This is a genomic window from Micromonospora sp. NPDC005171, assembly GCF_040608575.1.
In the GTDB taxonomy this organism is placed as follows: Bacteria; Actinomycetota; Actinomycetes; order Mycobacteriales; family Micromonosporaceae; genus Micromonospora.
Map to the genome: position 1 here is coordinate 68,729 of NZ_JBEXIM010000023.1, position 22,105 is coordinate 90,833.

General features: G+C 71.0%; 16 protein-coding genes and 1 rRNA gene. 6 read left to right on the top strand and 11 right to left on the bottom strand.

What is annotated here, in order from left to right; all coding sequences use genetic code 11:
• Position 1: 1 nt before the first annotated feature.
• The 3 genes from ABZU74_RS23610 to ABZU74_RS23620 all read right to left on the bottom strand — a co-directional run bounded on the left by ABZU74_RS23610 (position 2) and on the right by ABZU74_RS23620 (position 4,186).
• Positions 2-1,480: a hypothetical protein gene (locus ABZU74_RS23610; protein ID WP_355427638.1), complete on the bottom strand. Its 1,479-nt coding sequence runs from the start codon at positions 1,478-1,480 to the stop codon at positions 2-4.
• Positions 1,481-1,490: 10 nt separating this feature from the next.
• On the bottom strand, positions 1,491-1,931 hold the full coding sequence (locus ABZU74_RS23615; RefSeq protein WP_355427641.1) for a hypothetical protein: 441 nt from the start codon (positions 1,929-1,931) through the stop codon (positions 1,491-1,493).
• Between the two features lie 260 nt (positions 1,932-2,191).
• Complete coding sequence (locus ABZU74_RS23620) at positions 2,192-4,186, bottom strand: TIGR03960 family B12-binding radical SAM protein (protein WP_355427644.1); 1,995 nt, start codon at positions 4,184-4,186, stop codon at positions 2,192-2,194.
• Positions 4,187-4,293: 107 nt separating this feature from the next.
• Between ABZU74_RS23620 and ABZU74_RS23625 the strand changes: the two genes are divergently transcribed.
• A complete protein-coding gene (locus ABZU74_RS23625) occupies positions 4,294-5,577 on the top strand; it encodes a hypothetical protein (protein ID WP_355427647.1) in 1,284 nt (427 codons plus the stop codon).
• Between the two features lie 64 nt (positions 5,578-5,641).
• Here the strand turns inward: ABZU74_RS23625 and ABZU74_RS23630 are convergent, their stop codons facing one another.
• Positions 5,642-6,331 (bottom strand): lysophospholipid acyltransferase family protein, encoded by a 690-nt coding sequence (locus ABZU74_RS23630; protein ID WP_355427650.1) that lies wholly within the window; start codon positions 6,329-6,331, stop codon positions 5,642-5,644.
• 105 nt (positions 6,332-6,436) lie between these two features.
• The gene (ileS, locus tag ABZU74_RS23635; protein ID WP_355427653.1) at positions 6,437-9,631 is read right to left on the bottom strand and encodes an isoleucine--tRNA ligase; all 3,195 of its coding nucleotides are present in this window, start codon (positions 9,629-9,631) and stop codon (positions 6,437-6,439) included.
• Between the two features lie 344 nt (positions 9,632-9,975).
• On the opposite strand from ileS, the gene ABZU74_RS23640 reads away from it, so the two are divergent.
• Entirely contained in the window at positions 9,976-11,139 is a 1,164-nt protein-coding gene (locus ABZU74_RS23640) for an acyltransferase (RefSeq protein ID WP_355427656.1), read from the top strand.
• A 64-nt stretch (positions 11,140-11,203) separates the two neighbouring features.
• On the opposite strand, the gene ABZU74_RS23645 is transcribed toward ABZU74_RS23640, so the two are convergent.
• Positions 11,204-12,754, bottom strand: a complete 1,551-nt coding sequence (locus ABZU74_RS23645; protein WP_355427659.1) for an alkaline phosphatase D family protein — start codon at positions 12,752-12,754, stop codon at positions 11,204-11,206.
• 220 nt (positions 12,755-12,974) lie between these two features.
• On the opposite strand from ABZU74_RS23645, the gene ABZU74_RS23650 reads away from it, so the two are divergent.
• Positions 12,975-13,415 carry a carboxymuconolactone decarboxylase family protein gene (locus ABZU74_RS23650; protein WP_355427662.1) on the top strand — a complete coding sequence of 147 codons (441 nt, stop codon included), beginning with the start codon at positions 12,975-12,977 and terminating at the stop codon, positions 13,413-13,415.
• Positions 13,412-14,290, top strand: a complete 879-nt coding sequence (gene sigJ, locus ABZU74_RS23655) for an RNA polymerase sigma factor SigJ (RefSeq protein WP_355427665.1) — start codon at positions 13,412-13,414, stop codon at positions 14,288-14,290. Before ABZU74_RS23650 ends, sigJ begins: the two co-directional genes overlap by 4 nt.
• Before the next feature lie 36 nt (positions 14,291-14,326).
• Here the strand turns inward: sigJ and ndk are convergent, their stop codons facing one another.
• Complete coding sequence (gene ndk / locus ABZU74_RS23660; RefSeq protein ID WP_355427668.1) at positions 14,327-14,752, bottom strand: nucleoside-diphosphate kinase; 426 nt, start codon at positions 14,750-14,752, stop codon at positions 14,327-14,329.
• Between the two features lie 142 nt (positions 14,753-14,894).
• On the opposite strand from ndk, the gene ABZU74_RS23665 reads away from it, so the two are divergent.
• Complete coding sequence (locus ABZU74_RS23665) at positions 14,895-16,376, top strand: VOC family protein (RefSeq protein WP_355427671.1); 1,482 nt, start codon at positions 14,895-14,897, stop codon at positions 16,374-16,376.
• A gap of 44 nt (positions 16,377-16,420) precedes the next feature.
• Here ABZU74_RS23665 and ABZU74_RS23670 read toward each other — a convergent pair whose 3' ends face one another.
• From ABZU74_RS23670 to ABZU74_RS23680, 3 genes are read right to left on the bottom strand one after another with little or no spacing between them, the layout of a single operon-like run.
• Positions 16,421-16,855: a DUF4233 domain-containing protein gene (locus ABZU74_RS23670; protein ID WP_355427674.1), complete on the bottom strand. Its 435-nt coding sequence runs from the start codon at positions 16,853-16,855 to the stop codon at positions 16,421-16,423.
• A complete protein-coding gene (locus ABZU74_RS23675) occupies positions 16,852-18,186 on the bottom strand; it encodes a folylpolyglutamate synthase/dihydrofolate synthase family protein (protein ID WP_355427677.1) in 1,335 nt (444 codons plus the stop codon). Before ABZU74_RS23675 ends, ABZU74_RS23670 begins: the two co-directional genes overlap by 4 nt.
• Positions 18,183-20,801, bottom strand: coding sequence for a valine--tRNA ligase (locus ABZU74_RS23680; RefSeq protein ID WP_355427680.1), 2,619 nt, complete (start codon positions 20,799-20,801; stop codon positions 18,183-18,185). Before ABZU74_RS23680 ends, ABZU74_RS23675 begins: the two co-directional genes overlap by 4 nt.
• A gap of 69 nt (positions 20,802-20,870) precedes the next feature.
• Here ABZU74_RS23680 and ABZU74_RS23685 point away from each other — a divergent pair, with 69 nt between their 5' ends.
• The gene (locus ABZU74_RS23685) at positions 20,871-21,557 is read left to right on the top strand and encodes a hypothetical protein (RefSeq protein ID WP_355427683.1); all 687 of its coding nucleotides are present in this window, start codon (positions 20,871-20,873) and stop codon (positions 21,555-21,557) included.
• Positions 21,558-22,020: 463 nt separating this feature from the next.
• Here the strand turns inward: ABZU74_RS23685 and rrf are convergent.
• Positions 22,021-22,105: ribosomal RNA gene (gene rrf, locus ABZU74_RS23690) — 5S ribosomal RNA — on the bottom strand; the annotation flags it as partial.

The window sequence follows — 22,105 nt, forward strand, 5'->3', positions numbered from 1 at the left end:
CTCATCGAAGGACACCCGGGGACGCCCCGTCACCAGGGCCCCACGGATCGTCATCCTCAGTCAACCACGACGAGTGCTCGGAGCCGGTGCCACCACCGTGTCCGGCGCCGCCCGCGCCGCCCATCATGCCGCCGCCCATCATGCCGGCGCCGCCGACGCCCGCACCGCGCGCGCCGCCCGCCATCCCGGCGCCGCCGGCGCCAGCGGCGGTACGCAACGCGTTCGCGGCGCTCGTCATCGGCGGCAGCTTTCCGTTGCCGCCGCCCACCATGCCGGGGATGCCGCCCACGCCGATGCCGCCGCCCACGCCACCGCCGGCACCAATTCCGCCGGCCGAGCCGACGCCGGCACCACCTCCGAAACCACCGCCGGCGCCACCGAGACCGGCGCTGCCGACCCCGCCGCCGCCGATGCCACCGCCCAGGCCGCCGACACCACTCGGGGTGGCGCCGGCCAGACCGCTGCTGTAGCCGGCGTCGCTGCCCGGGTAGCTGGAACCGGTCGACGGGGACGTGAGCTGACCGGTGCCGCCGGAGGGCGAGCCGTTGCCGATCCCACCGGGATTGGTCGGGGAGAACGGGTCGACGGTGGACGTCGGACCGCCCGTGTCGCCGATGCCCGGCGGCCTGCTGCCGATCGTGGGGCCGCCACCACTGATGTCGGGCTTCCCGCTGAACTCGCCGCCGCCGATGTCGGGCCGCCCTGTCGGCGGAACCCGGGTGTCACGGGTGATGTCGTTCTCGTCCTCATGCGGTCCCGGACGATCCGTCGGCGGGACCACTGTCAGCTTGGGACGCTCGGTGTAGACCGCCTGGGGCAACGGCGCCATCGCGGTGTTCGCGGCCTGCTGGTTGTCCCGGTACCAGTTGTCCAGGTGGGACTTGGTGTCCCACCAGCCGCCCCGCTTCTGGTCGCCGGCCTGGCCGTCGACCTTCATAGTCGCTTCCAGGTCGTCGGCCTTGTCGCGGAACGCGCCGTCGGCATACGAGGCAGGGTTGTTCTGGTAGTCCTGGCGCAGCGCGGCGAGGAACCCCGACGAACTCTCGCCGTCACGGGCATCGTCGAGCTCGGTGCCGTTGGGCAGGCTCCACTCGTTGAAGCCGAAGTCGTCCATCAGCGGGATCGGGATCGTGGAGACCGACTTGCGGATGTCGCCCTCGATCCGCGTCAACGCGCCGCTGACGTTTGTCGCGTCGGTGATCAAATCCTCGATCTGCTTGCCGATCTTGCTGAGGTGCTCGCGGTACGCGTCACCACCGCTGCCCTTCCAACCGGCGAGCATCCCCGGCAGGCCGCCGACGTGCGGGCGCTCCTGGCCCGTCGCAATCGGGCCGACGAACGATCGACCGACCAGCGCGTCCCGCAGTTGCTGCAGGCCGCTGGAGAGATTGCTCCAGCCCGCTCCGACCGATCCGACCGTCTCCGGATCCGCGGAGAGCGTCACCTCGCGGACGCACCGCTCCCAGGTTCCTCCAGCCATGACGTCCCCCTCAGGCCGTGTACGGGTAGGTGGGTGCGCCGCTGGCGGTGGGCGGCGGCGCCGCCGACTCCAGCAGCCGCTCGATCTCCTTGCCGTTGGCGCTGTTACGCGCCTCGGTGTCGCGGAACGCCTTGGCGATCTCCTCGGTGCCCTCCTTCAGCGCGGCGAGCTTCTGGGAGAGCGACGCGAGATGGGCCTCCATGTTGCCCGTGGACGTCGTCAGGGCAGCCCACTGCATGCGGGCGTCCTCATAGGCGCCGAAGGGGGTGCCGTTCGGAACGGTCTGGGCGTTGTTGCTGTCGCCCTTCATCCGCTCCTTGATGCGTTCCATCTCGTAGCTGATCGTGTCGTCGACGTACTGCTTCAGCCGCTCGACGTACGCTGCGGCGGCGTCCAGGTCCTCGACGCTGACGTGCAGATCGCCGGTGTTCGGCGGCGGGATGCTACCCATGCGCTTCCTCCCCCGTTGCCGACCCGCCGGGTCGGTCCATGTCAGACGCAGCGTATCGAGTCTGACCTAGTCGGGGCAGCCCCAGCCACCACCACGTGGTACAGATGGCGGCCGATCTCGGGAAAGGCTCGGTGCGGGGCCACGACGCGGCCGAGCCCGAACAGCGCCAACGGGTCCGCGAGACGCGGACCCGTTGGTGACATGTCGGATGTGGAGGGTGGTGGGTCACCGCCAGCCGGCGTTGCCCGAAGGCAGCCCGGTCAGGGGTGCGAGTGGCCCGTCGGGACCTTCATGCCGTTGCCGCCCAGCGGGGTGAGCGGCAGCAGCTTCTTGCCGGTGGGGCCGATCTGGATCTCGGTGTCCATCGAGGGGCAGACGCCGCAGTCGAAGCAGGGCGTCCACCGGCAGTCGTCCTGCTCGAACCCGCTGACCGAGTCCTGCCAGTCCTGCCAGAGCCAGTCCTTGTCCAGGCCCGAGTCGAGGTGGTCCCAGGGCAGGACCTCCAGCTCGTCGCGCTGACGGGTGGTGAACCAGTCGAGGTCCACCCCGAACGCGGGCAGCGTCTCGGCCGCCGCGTCCACCCAGCGCTGGTACGAGAAGTGCTCGCTCCACCCGTCGAACCGGCCGCCGTTCTCCCAGACCTTGCGGATCACCGAGCCGACCCGGCGGTCACCCCTGGAGAGCAGCCCTTCGATGAGCGACGGCTCGCCGTCGTGGTAGCGGTAGCCGATGGCCCGGCCCAACGAACGGTCCGCGTTGATGGCCTGCTTCAGGATCTTGAGCCGGTGGTCGATGACCTCCGGACGGTCCATCGAGGCCCACTGGAACGGGGTGTGCGGCTTCGGCACGAACCCGCCGATGGAGACCGTGCAGCGGATGTCCTTCGAGCCGGTCGCCGCCCGGCCGGCCCGGATCACCTCGTGGGCCATCTCGGCGATCTCGAGGACGTCCTCGTCGGTCTCGGTGGGCAGGCCGCACATGAAGTAGAGCTTCACCTGCCGCCAGCCGTTGGTGTACGCGGTGACGACCGTACGGATCAGGTCTTCCTTCGACACCATCTTGTTGATGACCTTGCGGATCCGCTCCGACCCGCCCTCCGGGGCGAAGGTCAGGCCGGTACGCCGCCCGTTGCGGGACAGCTCCTGCGCGAGGTCGATGTTGAAGGCGTCCACCCGGGTCGACGGCAGCGACAGCGAGACGTTGGTGCCTTCGTACTGCTGGGCGAGGCCCGAGCACATGTCACCGATCTCGGAGTGGTCCGCCGAGGAGAGCGACAGCAGACCGACCTCGGAGAAGCCGGAGAACTCCAGGCCCTCGCGGACCATCTGCCCGACCGTGGTGATCGACCGCTCCCGCACCGGCCGGGTGATCATCCCGGCCTGGCAGAACCGGCAGCCCCGGGTGCAGCCCCGGAAGATCTCCACCGCGTACCGCTCGTGCACCGTCTCGGCCAGCGGAACGAGGGGCTTCTTCGGGTACGGCCAGGCGTCCAGGTCCATCGTCGTGCGCTTGTGCACCCGGAACGGCACGTCCGCCCGGTTCGGCACGACCCGCTGGATCCGGCCGTCCGGCAGGTAGTCGACGTCGTAGAAGCGCGGCACGTAGACGCTCTCGGTGCGGGCCAGCCGCAGCAGCAGCTCGTCGCGGCCGCCGGGCGAGCCCTCGGCCTTCCACTCCCGGACGATCGCGGTGATCTCCAGGACCGCCTCCTCGCCGTCGCCGAGCACCGCGGCGTCGATGAAGTCGGCGATCGGCTCCGGGTTGAACGCGGCGTGCCCGCCGGCCACGATCACCGGGTCAGCGTCGGTGCGGTCGGCGGCCAGCATCGGGATGCCGGCCAGGTCGATCGCGGTGAGCATGTTCGTGTAACCAAGCTCGGTGGAGAAGGAGATGCCGAACACGTCGAACCCGCGCACCGCCCGGTGCGCGTCGACGGTGAACTGCGGCACGCCGTGCGTGCGCATCAGCGTCTCCAGGTCCGGCCAGACCGCGTACGTCCGCTCGGCGAGGGTGTCGGGCAGCTCGTTGAGCACCTCGTAGAGGATCTGCACGCCCTGGTTGGGCAGGCCCACCTCGTACGCGTCGGGATACATCAGCGCCCAGCGCACGGTCGCCGCGTCCCAGTCCTTCGTCACCGCACCCAACTCGCCGCCGACGTACTGGATGGGCTTGGAGACCTGGGGTAGCAGCGGCTCGAGCTGGGACCACACGGAGTTGGTCACGGCCGCGCGCGGCGTCGTGGACGGGGCACTCATGATGCCCAAGGGTACGCGTTCGTCCGGCGGGGATCGCGCGCACGCCCGATCGGCGGTGGTGGCGGCGCGGTACTAACCTCGGATCGGCGCGAGAGGAGATTGCCGCGATGCCGGAGCCCCAGCCGGGAGCACGGCCGGCCGACGGGAGCACCCCGGGCGCGGAGCCGGAGCGGAACCCGGCGGTCGCCGACGAGCCGACCTCCCCACCCGTACCCTCGGATCAGCCGGAACCACCGGACCAGCCGGACCCCTCGGACCAGCCGGAACCACCAGACCAGCCGGACTCCCCGGGACCACCGGACGAGCCGGAACCGGCCGCGACCGCGGAGGTCCCGGCGCCCAGGTGGAGCGGTTCGGCCCCGGTGCCGCCGCCGCTGCCACGCCGGGCCGCCTGGGGCGAGTCGGCCGAGCCGACCCCTCCCCCGCCGGTCTCCGTCGGGCCGCCGGAGCACCAGACGCCGGTCGACCCGTGGGCCGGCGTGGACACCGGCGGCTGGGACCTGCCCTCCGCTGAGCTGCCCCCGTTGCCACCGACGTTGTCGTACCCGGCACCGCCGAACACCCGGCAGTGGTCCGGGCCGCCCGCTCCCCCGGTCGGGCCGTATCCGGTGTCGCCTCCGGCCCCGATCGCGCCGCGGGCAGTCGGACCCGTGGCGCCGCCGCCGGCCGCCCCGAGCGCGCCCCGACCCGCCGGGCCCATGGTGCCGGCCCGACCGATGTCGCCACCCGCGCCGCCGAAGGTGCCCAAGCAGCGCCGGGGCAAGCGGTCCACCGCGCCACCGCCCACCCCACCGCCGGGCTGGCAGGCCCCCAAGGGGTACGTGCCGGTCCCGGTCCGCCGGCGACGCCGCTGGCCGTGGCTGCTACTGCTCACGCTGGCCTGCTGCTGTGGCTGCCCCGCCTACTACGGGTTCCCGATCTCGGCCCAGTACCCGGCGCGCGCGGCACTGCCCGTCCAGGTCGACGACCTCAGCCTGCGGCAGGACAACCGCAGCACGGAGACCGCCCAGAAGCTGGAGAGCGAGGTACGCAAGGAGCACTGGCTGGCCGAGGACACCTTCGCCGGCGTCTACTCCACGACGAGCGGCAAGCGGGTGACCGTCTTCGGCGGCACCGGTTTCCGGCTGAGTCCGGAGTCGGACGCCGAAGCCGAGATCAGCCGGCTCACCGAGCGGTACGCGCTGAGCGCCCCGGAGAGCGTGGACACCGGCGTGCGCGGCAGGCACGAACGGTGCGCGGTGGGTAGCGCCGACGGCAGTGACGTGGTGGTCTGCACGTCGGTCGACCACGGCAGCATCGCCACCGGCGTGTTCACCCGACTCTCCGTCGCCGACAGCGCCGACCTGCTGGCCAATCTGCGCGCCCAGATCGTCCAACCCGAGCGGGGCTGAGCCGCACCCCGGGCGATCGACCAGCGCGGCACAGCTGACTGACCGGCAGCGTGTGCCGCTGGGGTCAGGCGTCGCGGGTCGGGTCCGGGTGAGCGCGCGGCGGGGCGTAGCGGGGCACGTACTCCTGGCCGGTGAGCTTCTGGATCTCGCTCATCACCTCGTCGGTCATCTGCCGCAGCGAGGTGCGGTCGTCCGGACGGCCTGTGAAGTCCAGTGGCTTGCCGAATCGAACCGTAATCTTGGCAGTGCCCGGTCGGGGCACCCGGGCACCGATCGGCTGCGCCTTGTCCGTGCCGATCATGCCGACCGGAATGATCGGCACGCCGGCCGAGATCGCCAGCCGGGCCGCGCCCGTCCGCCCGCGGTAGAGCTTGCCGTCCGGCGAACGGGTGCCCTCCGGGTAGACCACCACCAGGTCACCGCCCTTGAGCGCCGGGATCGCCGCGTCGAACGCGGACAGCGCCGCCCGGCCACCGGCCCGTTCGACCGGGATGGCGCCCAGGCCGGTGAGGACGAACTTGGAGATCGCACCCTTCACGCCGGTGCCCTTGAAATACTCCGACTTGGCCCAGAACGCCAGGTGCCGGGGCACGACCGTGCCGAGGAACAGCTCGTCGGCCACCGAGAGGTGATTGCCGGCGAAGACCGCGCCACCGATCTCCGGCACGTGTTCCAGCCCCTCCACGGTCGGGCGGAACGCCAACCGCAGCGTGGGCGCCACGGTGAGCTTGCCGATGGTGTAGAGCAGGGGCACTGGTCCTCCGGCAGATCAGGTGCGAACAGGCGGTGTCACGGTAGCGGACGCCTCCACACCTCCCAGACGGAGGTGGTGAGGCGCCCGCACCCTGGCGATGGTCCGTTATACCCGGCGGACGACCACCGTTACCCGCTCACCGTCGCCGACCTCGCCAGCGAAGCCCTCCTGGCCCTCGACGGCCGAGCCGTCCTCACCCTCGACGGCCGAGCCGTTCGGGCCCTCGACGAAGTCCACCGAGTCGGCCAGCACCTCCGCGGAGACGAAGTCGACGTACGCGGCCACCGCCGCGCGCACCTCGTCGGACGCCGACACCGACACCACGATCCGGTCGGAGACGTCCAGGTTGGCGTCCCGGCGGGCCTGCTGCACCACCCGCACCACGTCGCGGGCCAGCCCCTCGGCGGCCAACTCCGGAGTGACCTCGGTGTCCAGCACGACCACGCCCTCACCGCCGGGCAGCGGCGCGGAGTGCTCGGCGTCGGCGGCGACCAGGCGCAGCTCGTACTCGCCCTCGGCGAGGGTGACGCCGGCGGCCACCGGGGCGCCGTCGACCAGCTCCCAGTCGCCCGCCTTGACCGCCTTGATCACCTGCTGCACCTGCTTGCCGACCCGCGGGCCGAGCGCCCGGGGCACCACCGTCAACACCTGCTCGCAGTACGCGGACAGCTCCGCGCTGAACTCCACCGCCTTCACGTTGACCTCGTCGGCGACCAGGTCGGCGAACGGCCGCAGCTGCTCCGCGGCCGGCGAGGCCACGGTCAGCGTGGACAACGGCAGTCGCACCCGCAGCCCCTTGGCCTTGCGCAGCGACAGCGCCGCCGAGGCGACCGCCCGCACGTTGTCCATCGCGGCGACCAGGTCGTGGTCGGCCGGGAACTCGCTCGCCTCCGGCCAGTCGGTGAGGTGCACCGAACGCTCCCCGGTCAGGCCACGCCAGATCTCCTCCGCGGTCAGCGGCGCGAGCGGCGCCACCACCCGGCAGAGCGTCTCCAGCACCGTCGACAGGGTGTCGAAGGCGTCGGCGTCCCCGGACCAGAACCGGTCCCGGGACCGGCGCACGTACCAGTTGGTCAGCGCGTCCAGGTAGGACCGGACGGTGGCGCAGGCACCGGAGATGTCGTACGCGTCCATCTGCGCGCCGACCGTGGACACCAGCTCGTTCGTCTTCGCCAGCACGTACCGGTCGAGCAGGTGGGTGGAGTCGGTGCGCCGCCGCGCCTGGTACCCGTCGGCGTTGGCGTAGAGCGTGAAGAAGTACCACACGTTCCACAGCGGCAGCAGCACCTGCCGCACGGCGTCGCGGATCAGCGTCTCGGTGACCGCCATGTCACCGCCGCGCAGCACCGGCGAGGACATCAGCATCCAGCGCATCGCGTCCGAGCCGTACGAGTCGAAGACGTGGTAGACGTCCGGGTAGTTGCGCAGGCTCTTGGACATCTTGCGCCCGTCCGAGCCGAGCAGGATGCCGTGGCTCAGGCAGTTGCGGAACGCCGGCCTGTCGAACAGCGCGGTGGCCAGCACGTGCATCGTGTAGAACCAGCCACGGGTCTGCCCGATGTACTCGACGATGAAGTCACCCGGGTAGTGGTGCTCGAACCAGTCCGCGTTCTCGAACGGGTAGTGCACCTGGGCGAACGGCATCGACCCGGACTCGAACCAGCAGTCCAGCACCTCCGGCACCCGGCGCATCATCGACTGCCCGGTGGGGTCGTCCGGGTTGGGGCGGACCAGGTCGTCCACCGCCGGCCGGTGCAGGTCGGTCAGGCGTACGCCGAAGTCCCGCTCGATGTCGGCCAGCGAACCGTAGACGTCCAGGCGCGGGTAGTTCGGGTCGTCGGACTTCCACGCCGGGATCGGGGAGCCCCAGAACCGGTTCCGGCTGATCGACCAGTCCCGGGCGTTGGCCAGCCACTTGCCGAACGAGCCGTCCTTGATGTGGCCGGGTGTCCAGTTGATTTCCTGGTTCAGCTCGACCATCCGGTCCCGGAACTGGGTCACGGCGACGAACCAGGACGACACCGCCTTGTAGACCAGCGGGGTGTCGCAGCGCCAGCAGTGCGGGTACGAGTGGGTGTAGGTGTCCTGCTTGAGCACCACCCCCCGGTCCTTCAGCTCCCGGATCACCGGCTTGTTGACGTCGAAGACCTGCTCACCCTGGTACGGCGGGACCAGCGCGGTGAACCGGGTGTGGTCGTCCACCGTGACGATGGTGGGGATGCCGGCGGCGTTGCAGACGTTCTGGTCGTCCTCGCCGAACGCCGGGGCCAGGTGCACGATTCCGGTGCCGTCCTCGGTGGTGACGAACTCCGCGCCGAGCACCTGGTAGGCGTTCTCCCCGGCCTGCTCGACGAGGAAGTCGAACAGCGGCGTGTAGCGGCGCCCGACCAGGTCCCGGCCGTACACCGTGCCGACCTGCTCGTACCCCTCCAGTTCCTTGGCGTACGCGGCCAGCCGCGCCGCGCCCACGACGTGGCGCTGACCGTCGCGCTCCAGCACCGCGTACTCGATGTCGGGCCCGACGGCGAGCGCGAGGTTCGACGGCAGCGTCCACGGCGTGGTGGTCCAGACGCCCAGCTTGACCGGCCCGCGCACCAGCTCGTGCGCAGACTCGTCGGCGGTCAGCTCGAACCACACCGACAGGGTGGGGTCGTGCCGGTCCCGGTAGACGTCGTCCATCCGGGTCTCGGTGTTCGACAGCGGCGTCTCGCAGCGCCAGCAGTACGCGAGCACCCGGAAGCCCTCGTAGATCAGACCCTTGTCGTGCAGGGTCTTGAAGGCCCACATGACGCTTTCCATGTAGTCCAGGTCGAGGGTCTTGTAGTCGTTTGTGAAGTCGACCCAGCGGGCCTGCCGGTTGATGTACCGCTCCCAGTCCTGGGTGAACTCCAGCACCGACGTACGGCAGGCCTCGTTGAACCGGGCCACGCCCAAGTCGATGATCTCCGCCTTGCTGGTGATGCCGAGTTGCTTCTCGGCGACCACCTCGGCGGGCAGGCCGTGGCAGTCCCAGCCGAAGCGCCGCTCGACGTGCCGGCCGCGCATGGTCTGGTAGCGCGGCACCACGTCCTTGACGTAGCCGGTGAAGAGGTGACCGTAGTGCGGCAGGCCGTTGGCGAACGGCGGACCGTCGTAGAAGACGTACTCGTTCTTGCCGTCGGTGCCTGCGGGACGGGCCTCGATGCTGGCCTCGAAGGTCTTGTCGGCCGTCCAGTGCTCCAGCACCCGGCGCTCGACCGCGGGCAGGTCCGGGCTCGCCGGCACACCGGCGGCGGTCGGGTCGTGCATTGGATAGGCCATCGGGGGTCGCTCTCCTCGCAGCTCACTCAACGTGGGTCTGCGAGGACGAACCTTCCGGGTACGCCGACGACGGCGCTCCCGGGTGGCCCGCGGTACCACCCCGCTTGGCGGTCAGGATCGACCGCCCGCTCATTACCGGCTGTGACGGGCCGCACCCGTCCGGTTCTACTGGGCCGGTTGCCCGGCCGTTCTTCCGGAGGCTCACCGGTGATGGCCGGGTCATCGCCTTACGGTGCTCAACGATACTCGACGCCCCCACCGCCGCGCCTGCGAGTGGCGGCCAAGCGGACCAGCGGCGGAGGTGTCGCCTTGACGCGGTGTGTGCCGCTCCCCAGAATTCTCCGGTGGCCACGATCAGTTACGCCGAATACCGGGCGATGCGCCGGTTTCCTGCCCTCGACGGGCTCCGCGCGATCGCCGCGGTGATCGTCGTCGCCTTCCACTTCGGGGGGCCGCGATGGACCTGGCTGTCCGGCTGGGTCGGCGTCCAACTGTTCTTCGTGCTCTCCGGCTTCCTGATCACCACGCTGATGCTGCGCGAGGAGGAGTCGCGGGGGCGGGTGTCGTTGCGGTCCTTCTACGTCCGGCGGATCTTCCGGATCCTGCCGGTCTACCTGGTGGTGCTGGCCGCGACGTACGCTCTCGCGCACCTCAACGGCGCCAGCGCGAGGCTCCGCGAATCGATGCCGTACTACCTGCTCATGGTCAACGAGTTCGCGCCGAACAGTGCGTTCCTGCACTCCTGGACGATCGCGATCGAGTGGAAGTTCTACCTGGTGTGGCCGTTGCTCGCCTTCGCGTTCGTGACCGCCGCGTTCTTTCGCCGGATCGCGGTGACGGTGCTGGCCATCGCCGCTCTCGTCGCGCTGATCCCGTTCGAGAAGGACTGGCCCTACTGGCCGATCCACTACGTGTCGATCCTGGTGGGCTGCCTGCTGGCGGTCGTCATGCACCACCCCCGGGGGTACGCGCTGTTCCGGCCGTTGACCCATCCCGTGACGTCCGTCGCCGTGCTCGCCGGGTTCGTGGCCGTGCACCTGTCGCTGAGCTACTGGCCGCCCGCCGAGGACGGCCACTCGGAGTTGATGGTCGCCGTGTACGCGGTGGCGGTGGCGCTGCTGCTCCCCGCCATGCTGACCCCTGGCCTGCCGACGAAGCTGCTCTCCTGGCGTCCTCTGGTGTTCGTGGGCGAACGCTCCTACTCGCTCTATCTGGTGCAGTACCTCGCGATGACGGCGGTGATCGCGCTGGTGCCGTCGTACGCCGGGCACAGCACCCGGTTGTTCGTCGCCACCACCGTTGTCGGCCTGCTCGCCGCCGACCTGCTCTACCGCTGGGTGGAGCAGCCGATGATCAGGGTGGGACGCCGGTTCTCCGGACGCGGAAAGGTGGTCCCTCCGGTGCCGCCCGCCGAGCCGCCGTCCCCCGCCCAGCCCCCCACGTCCGAGCTTCCCGGTCGGACCGTGCACCCCACGCCGGTCCTCACCCTCGGCGGGGACCGCCGCTGATCATGAGGTTGGCGGGACGGTAGCTCGCGACCCGCCCGCCAACCTCATGGTCAACGAGCTGCGGTCAGGGGGCCGGGAGGGTGGTGTTCCACAGCGAGGCGCCGTCGCGGTCGCGCAGGTGCACCGTCAGGGCCTCCGACTCGCCGTCGATGGTGACCTCACCGAAATGCTGGAAGCCTCCCGCCGGGCCGGTGTTGGCCACCGGCGGCGCGTGCACGAAGGCCGCCTGCGGCCCGAACGTGCCGTCCAGCGCGTTCGGGCCGAACGCGCCCGCGTGCGCCGGGCCGGCGACGAACTCCCAGAACGGGATGAAGTCGCCGACCGCGGCGCGGGACGGGTCGTAGTGGTGCGCGGCGGAGTAGTGCACGTCGGCGGTCAGGAAGACCATGCCGGTCACCCCGGCCCGATGGGTGGCCCGCAGCACCTCGGCGAACTCCAACTCCCGGCCCGCCGGCGCACCCGGGTCGCCCTGCGCGACACCCTCCTGCGCGCCCGGACCGTCCGGCACCACAACTCCGATCGGCAGGTCGTTGGCGATCACCTTCCAGGTCGCCGTGGAGCGCTTCAGCTCCCGGATCAGCCACTCCCGCTGCTGCCGGCCGAGCAGACCGCGCTTCGGGTCGGCGTACGTGTTGCCGTCGTTCGGGTCCTTGAAGGTGCGCATGTCCAGCACGAACACGTCCAGCGACGGCCCGTACGACAGCCGCCGGTACATCGGCCCGTCGACCGGCACCGGTAGCCACTCGTTGAACGCCTGGCGGGCCCGGGCGGCGAGCACGTCCACCCGCCGCTCGGTGTAGCGCGGGTCGTCCAGGATCTCACCCGGGTACCAGTTGTTCAGTACCTCGTGGTCGTCCCACTGGTTGATCTGCGGCACCGCCGCGGCGAACTCCCGCAGGTGCTCGTCGAGCAGGTTGTAGGCGAACTGCCCGCGGTACTCGGTGAGCGACTCGGCGACCTTGCTCTTTTCCGGGGTGACCAGGTTGCGCCAGATCCGCCCGTCGGGCAGCGTCACCGACTCGACAAGCGGGCCGTCGGCGTACACCGTGTCGCCGCTGCACAGGAAGAAGTCCGGCCGGGTCTGCCGCATGGCCCGGAAGATCGACATTCCGCCGAAGTTCGGGTCGATGCCCCAGCCCTGCCCGACCACGTCGCCGGTCCAGACGAACTTCACGTCGCGCCGCCGATGCCGCCCGGGCGCGGTGGTCAGCGTCCCGGTCAGCGGCTCGCTGACCACCCCGTGTCGATCCAGGCTCTCCACCCGCACCCGGTAGTGCAGCCGCTCGGCGTCCGGCAGGCCCCGCAGCCGGACCTTGCCGGTGAAGTCGCCGTCCGGGGTGAGCACCGGCCCCCGCAGCTTGCGCGCCCCCCGGAAGTCCGGCCGACGGCTCACCTCTACCAGCATCCGGCCGGGCCGGTCGGCCCGCGTCCAGACCAGCGCCGAGTCCGCTGTCACGTCGCCGCTCTGCACGCCATGGGTGAGCACCGGGCGCGCCGCCGGGCGCCAGGCCGGGGCGGCGTTCGCGCCGGCACCGCCCAGCAGGGCGCCACCGGCGGCTCCGGCGCCGACCACCAGGCCGGTCCGCAGCAGGGTACGTCGATCAAGCTCGGTCATGTTTCCTCCCGATCATGGGTTGACCCCGTGGGTCTATCGGGTGGAGGTGACCGCGAGCGCCGGCCCGGGTGACGCGAACGCGAACGCCTGTCGTCGGGCCGTCGGTCGGCTTGCCACCCACAGCGGCCGCCCGGCGGCATGAGCGAGGTCACACTCCCGGTTGTCACGGCCCACCCCGGCCCAACCGTCGTACCGGCGTCGGACCGATCAGGAGGTAGTCATGCAACGGATGAACCCGACCGAGGTCGTACCGCAGGCGTACAAGGCGGTCATGGGGCTGGAGAAGTACGTCCAGACGAACGTCGACCGCACCGTGCTGGAGCTGGTGAAGCTGCGGGCGTCGATGATCAACGGGTGCGCGTACTGCGTCGACATGCACAGCCGGGACGCGCTCGCCGGCGGCGAGTCGAGCCAGCGACTGTTCGCTGTCGCCACCTGGCGGGAGGCGCCCTTCTTCGACGAGCGGGAGCGGGCCGCGCTGGCCCTCACCGACGCGGTCACCCGACTCGGTGAGCACGGGGTGCCGGACGAGGTGTGGGATGACGCCGCGAAGGTCTGGTCGGAGAAGGAACTCGCCGACCTCGTCATCGCGATTGCCACAATCAACGTGTGGAATCGGATCGGGGTGACCATGCGGCTGGAGCCTCCGGCACAGGCGTGACCACCGAGGCGGCAGCGGAGGCGGCCGGTGCGCTCGAGGCGCACCGGCCGATGCTGCTTGGGCTCGCGTACCGCCTGCTCGGCACCCGGCACGACGCGGAGGACGTGCTCCAGGAGGCGTACCTGCGCTGGCTGGGTGTGGACCGGGCCCGGGTCGACGAGCCGCGCCGGTACCTGTCCCGGGTGGTCACCCGGTTGGCCCTGGACCGGCTGCGCGCCCGGCAGGCGGCCCGCGAGACGTACGTCGGGACGTGGTTGCCCGAGCCGGTGCCGACCGCGCCCTCGCCGTTCGGGCCGTTGGACCGGGTGGAGCTACGCGACTCGCTCTCCACCGCGTTGCTGCACGTCCTGGAGCGACTCACCCCGCCGGAGCGGGCGGTGTACGTGCTGCACACAGCCTTCGACCTGCCGTACGCGGAGATCGCCGAGATCCTGGACCGATCCGTCGCCGACTGTCGGCAACTGTACCACCGGGCGACCGCGCGGGTACGGCAGGAGCAGCGCCGGTTCACCGCCAGCCGCCCGGAGCGCGAGCGGCTGCTGGACGCGTTCCTCGCCGCCGCCCGCGACGGTGACCTGGCCAGGCTCACCGACCTGGTAGCCGCCGACGCCACGGCGTGGAACGACGGTGGCGGTCGGGTGCGGGCCGCCCTCAACCCGGTCACCGGCGCGGACCGGATCGCCCGGTTCTACGCCGGGGTCTACGGCCCGCGCCACCGAGTCACAATGGATCCGGTCGAGCTCAACGGGGAACCCGCGATGCTGATCACCCGCGCGGACGGCAGTCGGTACACCCTGACCATCGCCGCGGCCGACGGCCGGATCACCGGGATCTACGTGGTCGGCAACCCGGCGAAGGTGCCGGCGGTCGGCTGAGCCGGGCGTCGTCGGTCGGCGCCGGGCCGGTGCCCGTCAGCCCAGCTCGGGGAACCAGAGCGCGATCTCGCGCTTGGCGCTGTCCGTCGAGTCGGAGGCGTGCACCAGGTTCTCCCGGTTGGACAGCGACAGGTCACCCCGGATGGTGCCGGCGGCGGCCTTCCGACCGTCGGTGGCACCGACCAGCCCACGGACCACGTCGATGACCTGGTCGCCGGAGAGCACCAGGGCGATCAGCGGGCCGCTGGTCATGAAGTCCTTCAGCGGCGGGTAGAACGCCTTGTCGACGTGCTCGGCGTAGTGCTCGTCGGCGACCGTGGCGTCCATCGTCCGGTGCACCATCGCGTCGATCCGCAGCCCCTTGCGCTCGAAGCGGGAGAGGACCTCGCCGACCAGGCCGCGGCGGACCGCATCGGGCTTGATCAGAACGAGGCTGCGCTCATCCGGGCTGTTGCTGGACACGCTGGGTTCCTCCTGTACGCGCTGAACGCTTGGGATCGGTACGGTCAGCCTAGCGACCCGGTCCCGGCGCCGGCGCGGCGGCCGGTCTTTCCCCCGGTGGCCGATCCGGCCTAGCCTGGCCCTGACCCCCGGGAGGTCCACTGTGGCGAATGGCGGGAACCGACCCATCGCGCCGGTACGCAAGCTGATCGGCACGGTGCTGGGCACCGTGGCCACGTTCGTCGTCCTGTTCGGGCTGGGCATGACCAGTTGGGCCATCGTGGCTCTCGGAGTCGCCCTGCTGGTGCTGGCGATCGCGCTGGCGACCGTACGCGGCGGCGGTCGCACGTGGGTCGTCGGCGTCGGGCACGTGCACAGCGCCTCCGAACCACCCACCCAGTACGCGTTCGGCCGCTGTGAACTGCAACTGGTGATCGACGCCCCTGGTCTGCCACCGCGATCCAAGAAGATCATCGAGCCGAGGGTGCCGGTCTCCAAGTGGCCTTCGCTGGGCCAGACCCTGCCGATCCGGGTCGCGTTGGACGACCAGCGGCACGTCAAGGTGCTCTGGGACGAGGTGCCGACCCACGCCGAGACCGCAGCTGCCGTCGCCGATCTCCCGCCGGAGTTCGCCGACGCGGAGGCGATGGACGAGCTGCTGATCCAGCAGGACGCTCCGCCGTGGGCCGACCGCGCACCCGACGACGACTTCCGCGACGACTTCCGGGACCCAGTCGGTGACCCCCTGCGCACCGACGCTTCCCGCGACGACCTCCGGCGTGATGACCCCCGGCGCGACGACCTCCGGCGTGACGACCCAGTCGTCGTGCCCGAGGAACGCGAGCCGGTGGTGATGCACCAGAGCCCGGGTGGCCCGGTGGTGTTGGAGGGCGTTCTCGTCGAGCAGCAGCCCGGTGGACTGCCCCGACGGGCCACCCCGGCGCCGCGCCCGCCCGCCGAGGAACACTTCGACGAGCCCACCGCCGACCGGTTCGACGCTCCGGCGGAGCACGGCACGACCGCCCCGCCGGTCGAGGACCCGGTCGACCAGTCCAACGCGCAGCGCTCCGACCCACCGTCCAGCGCGCCGCGCTTCGACCCACCGCCAGCGCAGCGGTCCGGTCCCGGTGCGGCCGACCCGCTGGACCCACTCGACCTTCCGCTGGACGATCCCTCCCCGGCCGGTGCCGCTCGCGCGACAGTGACCGACGAGGAACTGGACCAGGCGATTTTCGGGTTCGAGGCCGGCTCGGCCGCGGACCCGGCCGCGCCGATCAGCGGGGTCGGCCTCACCCTGCTGGTCACCGACCTACCCCGGTCGCTCAACTTCTACCGCGACGTGCTCGGCTTCAGCGAGGTCGACCAGGGGGCCCACAACGCCGTCCTCGCATCCGGGACGACCCGGATCGTCCTCCGCGAGGTGACCGGGGCAGCACCCATCAGTCGCCGGCTCGTCCACGTCAACCTTGAGGTGAACGACATCGAGGCGGCGTACGAACGGTTGCGCGAGTCGGGCGTCCGCTTCACGTACGCGCCCCGGGTGGTCAACCGGGGCACCAAGCTGGAGGTGTGGGCGGCGGCGTTCCGCGACCCCGACGGCCACGGCGTCGCGCTCACCCAGTGGCGCGAACGCGCCGACGCCTGACCCGGCCCGCTCCCGCCCTTGGACGCCGCCGGCCAGGCCCGGCGTCAGCCGAGGATGACCCGGCGAACGTGCAACGCGTACGCCCAGACCAGGGCGAAGATGATGCCCAGCCCGAGCAGCGACCAGTGCAGCAGACCGCCCAGCAACAGGAGGCCCTGGAGCACGGTGCCGGCGTTCCAGGCCCAGGGGCGGCGCATCATGCCGGCGAGCACCACGGCGGCCACCGCGAGTGCCACCACCGCACCGATCGCGGCGCCGCCGAGGTCACCGCCGACCACCCGGATCGGCTGGATAGCCAGCAGGAGCACCAGCGCCTCCAGGCTGAGCGTGCCAGCACCGAGACCGCGTACCGCTCCCTCCGGGTTGCGCAACCCGGAGCGCCGCGGCTGCCCGGTCGTCGGTTCCTCCCCCACCGGCTCCTCGGCCGGCGGGCGCGTCGGGTCCTCGGTGGGGTGCGGGTCCCGCTCGGGGCTGGTCATCGCTTCAGCAGCCGGCGCGCGTCGGCGACCGTCACCACGGAACCCGTGACCAGCACCCCGACCCCGCTCAGTTCGCCCGGGACGTCCTCCTCGGCCAACGCCACCGCCAACTCGATGGCGTCCGGCATCTCCTCGGCCGAGTCCACCCGCTCCTCGCCGAAGATCTCGGCGGCCAGCGCGGCGAGCTCCTCCGTCGGCATCGCCCGCGGCGAGCTGTTGCGGGTGACCACCACCTGGTCGACAACCGGCTCCAACAGCTCCAGCAGCGCTTCCGCGTCCTTGTCGGCCAGTACGCCGATGACGGCCACCAGCTTGCTGAACGCGAACTCCTCCTGGAGCGCGGTCACTGTGGCCTTCATGCCGTGCGGGTTGTGCGCCCCGTCCAACAGGACGGTCGGGGCGTTACGGACCCGCTCCAACCGGCCGGGGGAACTGGTCGAGGCGAAGCCCTCCCGGACCGCCTCGATGTCCAGCTGACGCCGAGCACCCGCACCCAGGAACGCCTCCACGGCGGCGAGCGCCACCGCCGCGTTCTGCGCCTGATGGGCACCGTGCAGCGGGATGAACACGTCGTCGTACACGCCACCCAGACCCTGCAGGGTAAGCACCTGACCGCCGACCGCGACCGCCCGACGCTGCACGCCGAACTCGCCGCCCTCCCGGGCGATGGTGGCCCCGACCTCGGCGCAACGTTCGAGCAGCGGCCGCGCGGCCTCCTCCTCCTGGGCGGCCGCGATCACGGTGGCCCCCGGGTGGATGATGCCGGCCTTGGCCAGCGCGATGTCCTGAATCGTGTCGCCGAGCCACTCGGTGTGGTCCAGCCCGATCGGGGTGATCACACAGACCCCGGCCTGGAGAACGTTCGTGGCGTCCTCGGCACCGCCGAGGCCGACCTCGACCACCGCGATGTCGACAGGCGCGTCGGCGAAGGTGGCGAACGCCAGCGCGGTGGTCATGTCGAAGTACGTCAGCGGCTCGTCCGACCGCGCGTCGACCAGCTCGGCCAGCGGTTTGATCTCCCGGTACACCGAAGTGAACCGCTCCTCGCTGACCGGCTCCCCGTCCAGGCTTATCCGCTCCCGGACGGTCTCCAGGTGTGGGCTGGTGTACCGGCCGGTGTGCAGCCCGTGCGCCCGCAGCAGCGAGTCGATCATCCGCGCGGTGGAGGTCTTGCCGTTGGTGCCGGTCAGGTGGATCGCGGGGTACGCCCGCTGTGGGCTGCCGAGCAGGTCGAGCAGCGACTCGATCCGGTCCAGCTCGAAGACCATGCGGGTGAAACCGCGGGCGTTCAGCTCGGCTTCGACGGCGGCGAAATCGGTACGGTCGGTCACGAGGGCAGTGTCTCCAGAGCAGCGTCGATCCGGACCAGGTCGGCCTCGGCGGTGGCGAGCCGGTCGCGGATCTTCGCGACCACCGGCTCGGGGGCCTTGCCGATGAAGGCAGGGTTGTCGAGCTTCGCCCGGGCCTGGGCGACCTCCTTCTCGGCCGCCGCGCGGTCCTTCGTCAGCCGGGCCCGCTCGGCGGCCACGTCGATCGACCCCCGGGTGTCCAACGCGACACCTACCGCGCCGGGCATGGCCAGCGTGGCGCTGGCCTGGAAGTCGTCACCGGCCGGATCCAACCGGACCAGCGAACGGATCAGCGGCTCGTGGGCCGCGATACCCGCGCCGGACAGCCCGTCCAGGCGGGCAGCCACCCGCTGCGTCGGGCGCAGCCCCTGGTCGGAACGGAACCGGCGGATCTCGGTGACCACCCGCTGCACACCGACCAACTCGGCCTCCGCGGCGTCGTCGATGAGCGACAGGTCGGCCACCGGCCAGGCGGCGGCCTGCACCGTCTCGCCGCCGGTCAGCGCGAGCCACAACTCCTCGGTGACGAACGGGATGACCGGGTGCAGCAGCCGCAGCAGCTGGTCGAGCACGTGCCCGAGCACCCGGCGGCTGGCCTCCGCGCGCTCACCGCCCTCGGCGAGCACCGGCTTGCTCAGCTCCACGTACCAGTCGCAGACGTCGTCCCAGGCGAAGTGGTACAGCAGGTCGCACACCTTGGCGAACTCGTACGCCTCGAACTGCTCGTCGACCTCGGCGGTGACGTGCGCCAAACGGGACAGGATCCACCTGTCGACGGTGGAGAGCTGCTCGGTGGGAGGCAGGTCGCCGTTGGTGTGCGCGCCGTTCATCAGGGCGAACCGGGTGGCGTTCCAGAGCTTGTTGCAGAAGTTGCGGGAACCCTGGCACCACTCCTCGCTGACCGGAACGTCCTGGCCGGGGTTCGCGCCCCGGGCCAGGGTGAACCGGGTGGCGTCGGCGCCGTACCGGTCGATCCAGTCCAGCGGGTCGACCACGTTGCCGAACGACTTCGACATCTTCTTGCCGAACTGGTCGCGCACCATGCCGTGCAGGGCGACCACGTCGAAGGGCGGCCGGCCGTCCATCGCGTAGAGGCCGAACATCATCATCCGGGCGACCCAGAAGAACAGGATGTCGTACCCGGTGACCAGCACGCTTGTCGGGTAGAACTTCGCCAGGTCCGGGGTCTGCTCGGGCCAGCCCAGGGTGGAGAACGGCCACAGGCCGCTGGAGAACCAAGTGTCCAGGACGTCCTCGTCCTGGTGCCAGCCCTCGCCGGTCGGCGCCTCCTCGTCGGGGCCGACGCAGACGATCTCGCCCGCCGGGCCGTACCAGACCGGGATGCGGTGCCCCCACCACAGCTGGCGGGAGATGCACCAGTCGTGCATGTTGTCGACCCAGGCGAAGTAGCGCTTGGCCAGCTCGGCCGGCTCGATGCGGACCCGGCCGTCGCGCACCGCGTCCCCGGCGGCCTGGGCCAGCGGGGCGGTGTTGACGAACCACTGCAACGACAGCCTCGGCTCGACGGTGGTCTTGCACCGCGAGCAGTGCCCCACCGCGTGCACGTACGGGCGCTTCTCGGCGACGATCCGGCCCTGCTCGCGCAGCGCGGCCACGATCGCGGGCCGTGCCTCGAACCGGTCCAACCCCTCGAACGGGCCGGGCACGGTGATGACGCCACGCTCGTCCATCACTGTCAGCGCGGGCAGGTCGTGCCGCTGGCCGATCTCGAAGTCGTTCGGGTCGTGCGCGGGCGTAACCTTGACCATGCCGGTGCCGAAGGACGGGTCGACGTGCGCGTCGGCGACGATCGGGATCCGGCGGCCGGTCAGCGGCAGCTCGACCTCGGTGCCGATCAGGTGCTGGTAGCGCTCGTCGTCGGGGTGCACCGCCACGGCGGTGTCGCCGAGCATCGTCTCCGCCCGGGTGGTGGCCACCACGACCTCGTCGCTGTAGCGGATCGAGATCAGCTCGCCGTCGTCGTCGGTGTGCTCGACCTCAATGTCGGAGAGCGCCGTGAGGCATCGCGGACACCAGTTGATGATCCGGTTGGCCCGGTAGATGAGGCCGTCGTCGAAGAGCTTCTTGAAGATCGTCTGGACGGCACGGGTCAGCCCCTCGTCCATGGTGAAGCGCTCGCGGTCCCAGTCGACGGAATCGCCGAGGCGGCGCATCTGGCCGAGGATGGCGCCACCGGACTCGGCCTTCCACTGCCAGACCCGCTCGACGAACTTCTCCCGGCCGAGGTCGTGCCGGGACAGACCCTCGGCGGCGAGTTGACGCTCGACCAGGTTTTGGGTGGCGATACCGGCGTGGTCCATGCCGGGTAGCCACAGCGCCTCGAAGCCCTGCATCCGCTTACGCCGGGTCAACGCGTCCATCAGGGTGTGCTCGAACGCGTGGCCCATGTGCAGCGAACCGGTGACGTTCGGCGGCGGGATGACGATGGTGAAGGGAGGCTTGTCGCTGTCGGCGGAGGCCCGGAAGTGCCCGCCGGCTACCCACTGCTCGTACCGTCGCTGCTCTACCTCACCGGGCTGGTACTGGCCGGCAAGGGTCGGGGCGTCGGGGCGTCGGGCATCCAGTCTCTCGGTCACCGGACAAGTCTACGGAGGGCTTCCGCAGACCTGACGTGCGCCACCTGCCGTTCGCGTACGGTGTCGGCTATGTCCGACGCACATCTCACCGAGCGGTCGCGCGATGGCGGCCGTGAGCCGGTCGAGCTGACCGAAGAGCCGATCCAGCTGAGCACCCGGGACTCCGGAGGCGACCCCGACGAGCGGTCCGGCGGCTGGTCACGCCGCCGCAAGATCGGTTGGACGGTCGCGCTGGTGGTCGGCCTCGCCGGCGCCGCGGTGCTCGGGGTCGGTGGGTGGCGGGTGGCGCAACAGAAGGACACCCAACTGACGTCACCCGATCAGGTGGCGGGTCTGACCCGCGACGACAGCGAGCGGGCGAAGAGCACTGCCGACTATCTGCGCAGCGGCCTGGCGGCGAACATCGAACTGGACCGCAGTTTCGGCACGGTCTACCGCGACCCGGCCGACGAGAAGCGCTCGGTGCTCATCTTCGGGGGCACCACGTTGCTCTGGCAGCCGGAGCGGGACCTGGACAGCCTCTTCCGGTTGATGTCGGACGAGACCGGCGCGGTGAACGGCCTTCGCGAGCTGCCCGCGGGCGGCCTCGGCGGGATCCTGAAGTGTGGCAGCACCAGCGGTGAGGGTGGAGACTTCGCGGTGTGCGGCTGGGCCGACCACGGCAGCGTGGTCATGGCGATGTTCCCCGGCCGGTCGGTGAGCGACGCCGGCGGCTTGCTGCGCAACCTCCGCGACGGCATGCAGACCCGGGACTGACCCGCACCGGGCCACCCGCCTAAACCACCGTCCCGCCCAGACCACTGACCATCCGGGCAACCGCCTGGCCCGCGCCGTCCACGCCTGGCCCGCGCCGTCACGCCTGGCCCGCGCCGTCGGGCGGGACAGGCGGCCTATTCCGCGGGACGGTGTGATCGCGCTCGATCCTGGTTGTAGTGGCCTCACTGACGCGCTGACACCACTACAACCAGGATCGAGCGTGACCTTGGCGTCCGTGAACCCGATTCCCGGCCTCTCCCGGTCGTCGGACACCCCCAGAGCCACGTTCTCGGCCGCTTCCGGGGTGTCAGGCAAACCGGGTCGATAACCGACCCCCTGAGGGGCAGGGGTGTGAGGTGGAAAGGGCAGGGGTGTGGGGTGGAAAGGGCAGGGGTGTGGGGTGGAAAGGGAGGGGGCGAACGCAGATAAGGCCACCCCGGAGGGTGGCCTTATCTGGAAGATTGTCCGGCGGTGTCCTACTCTCCCACACCCTCACGAGTGCAGTACCATCGGCGCTGGAGGGCTTAGCTTCCGGGTTCGGAATGTAA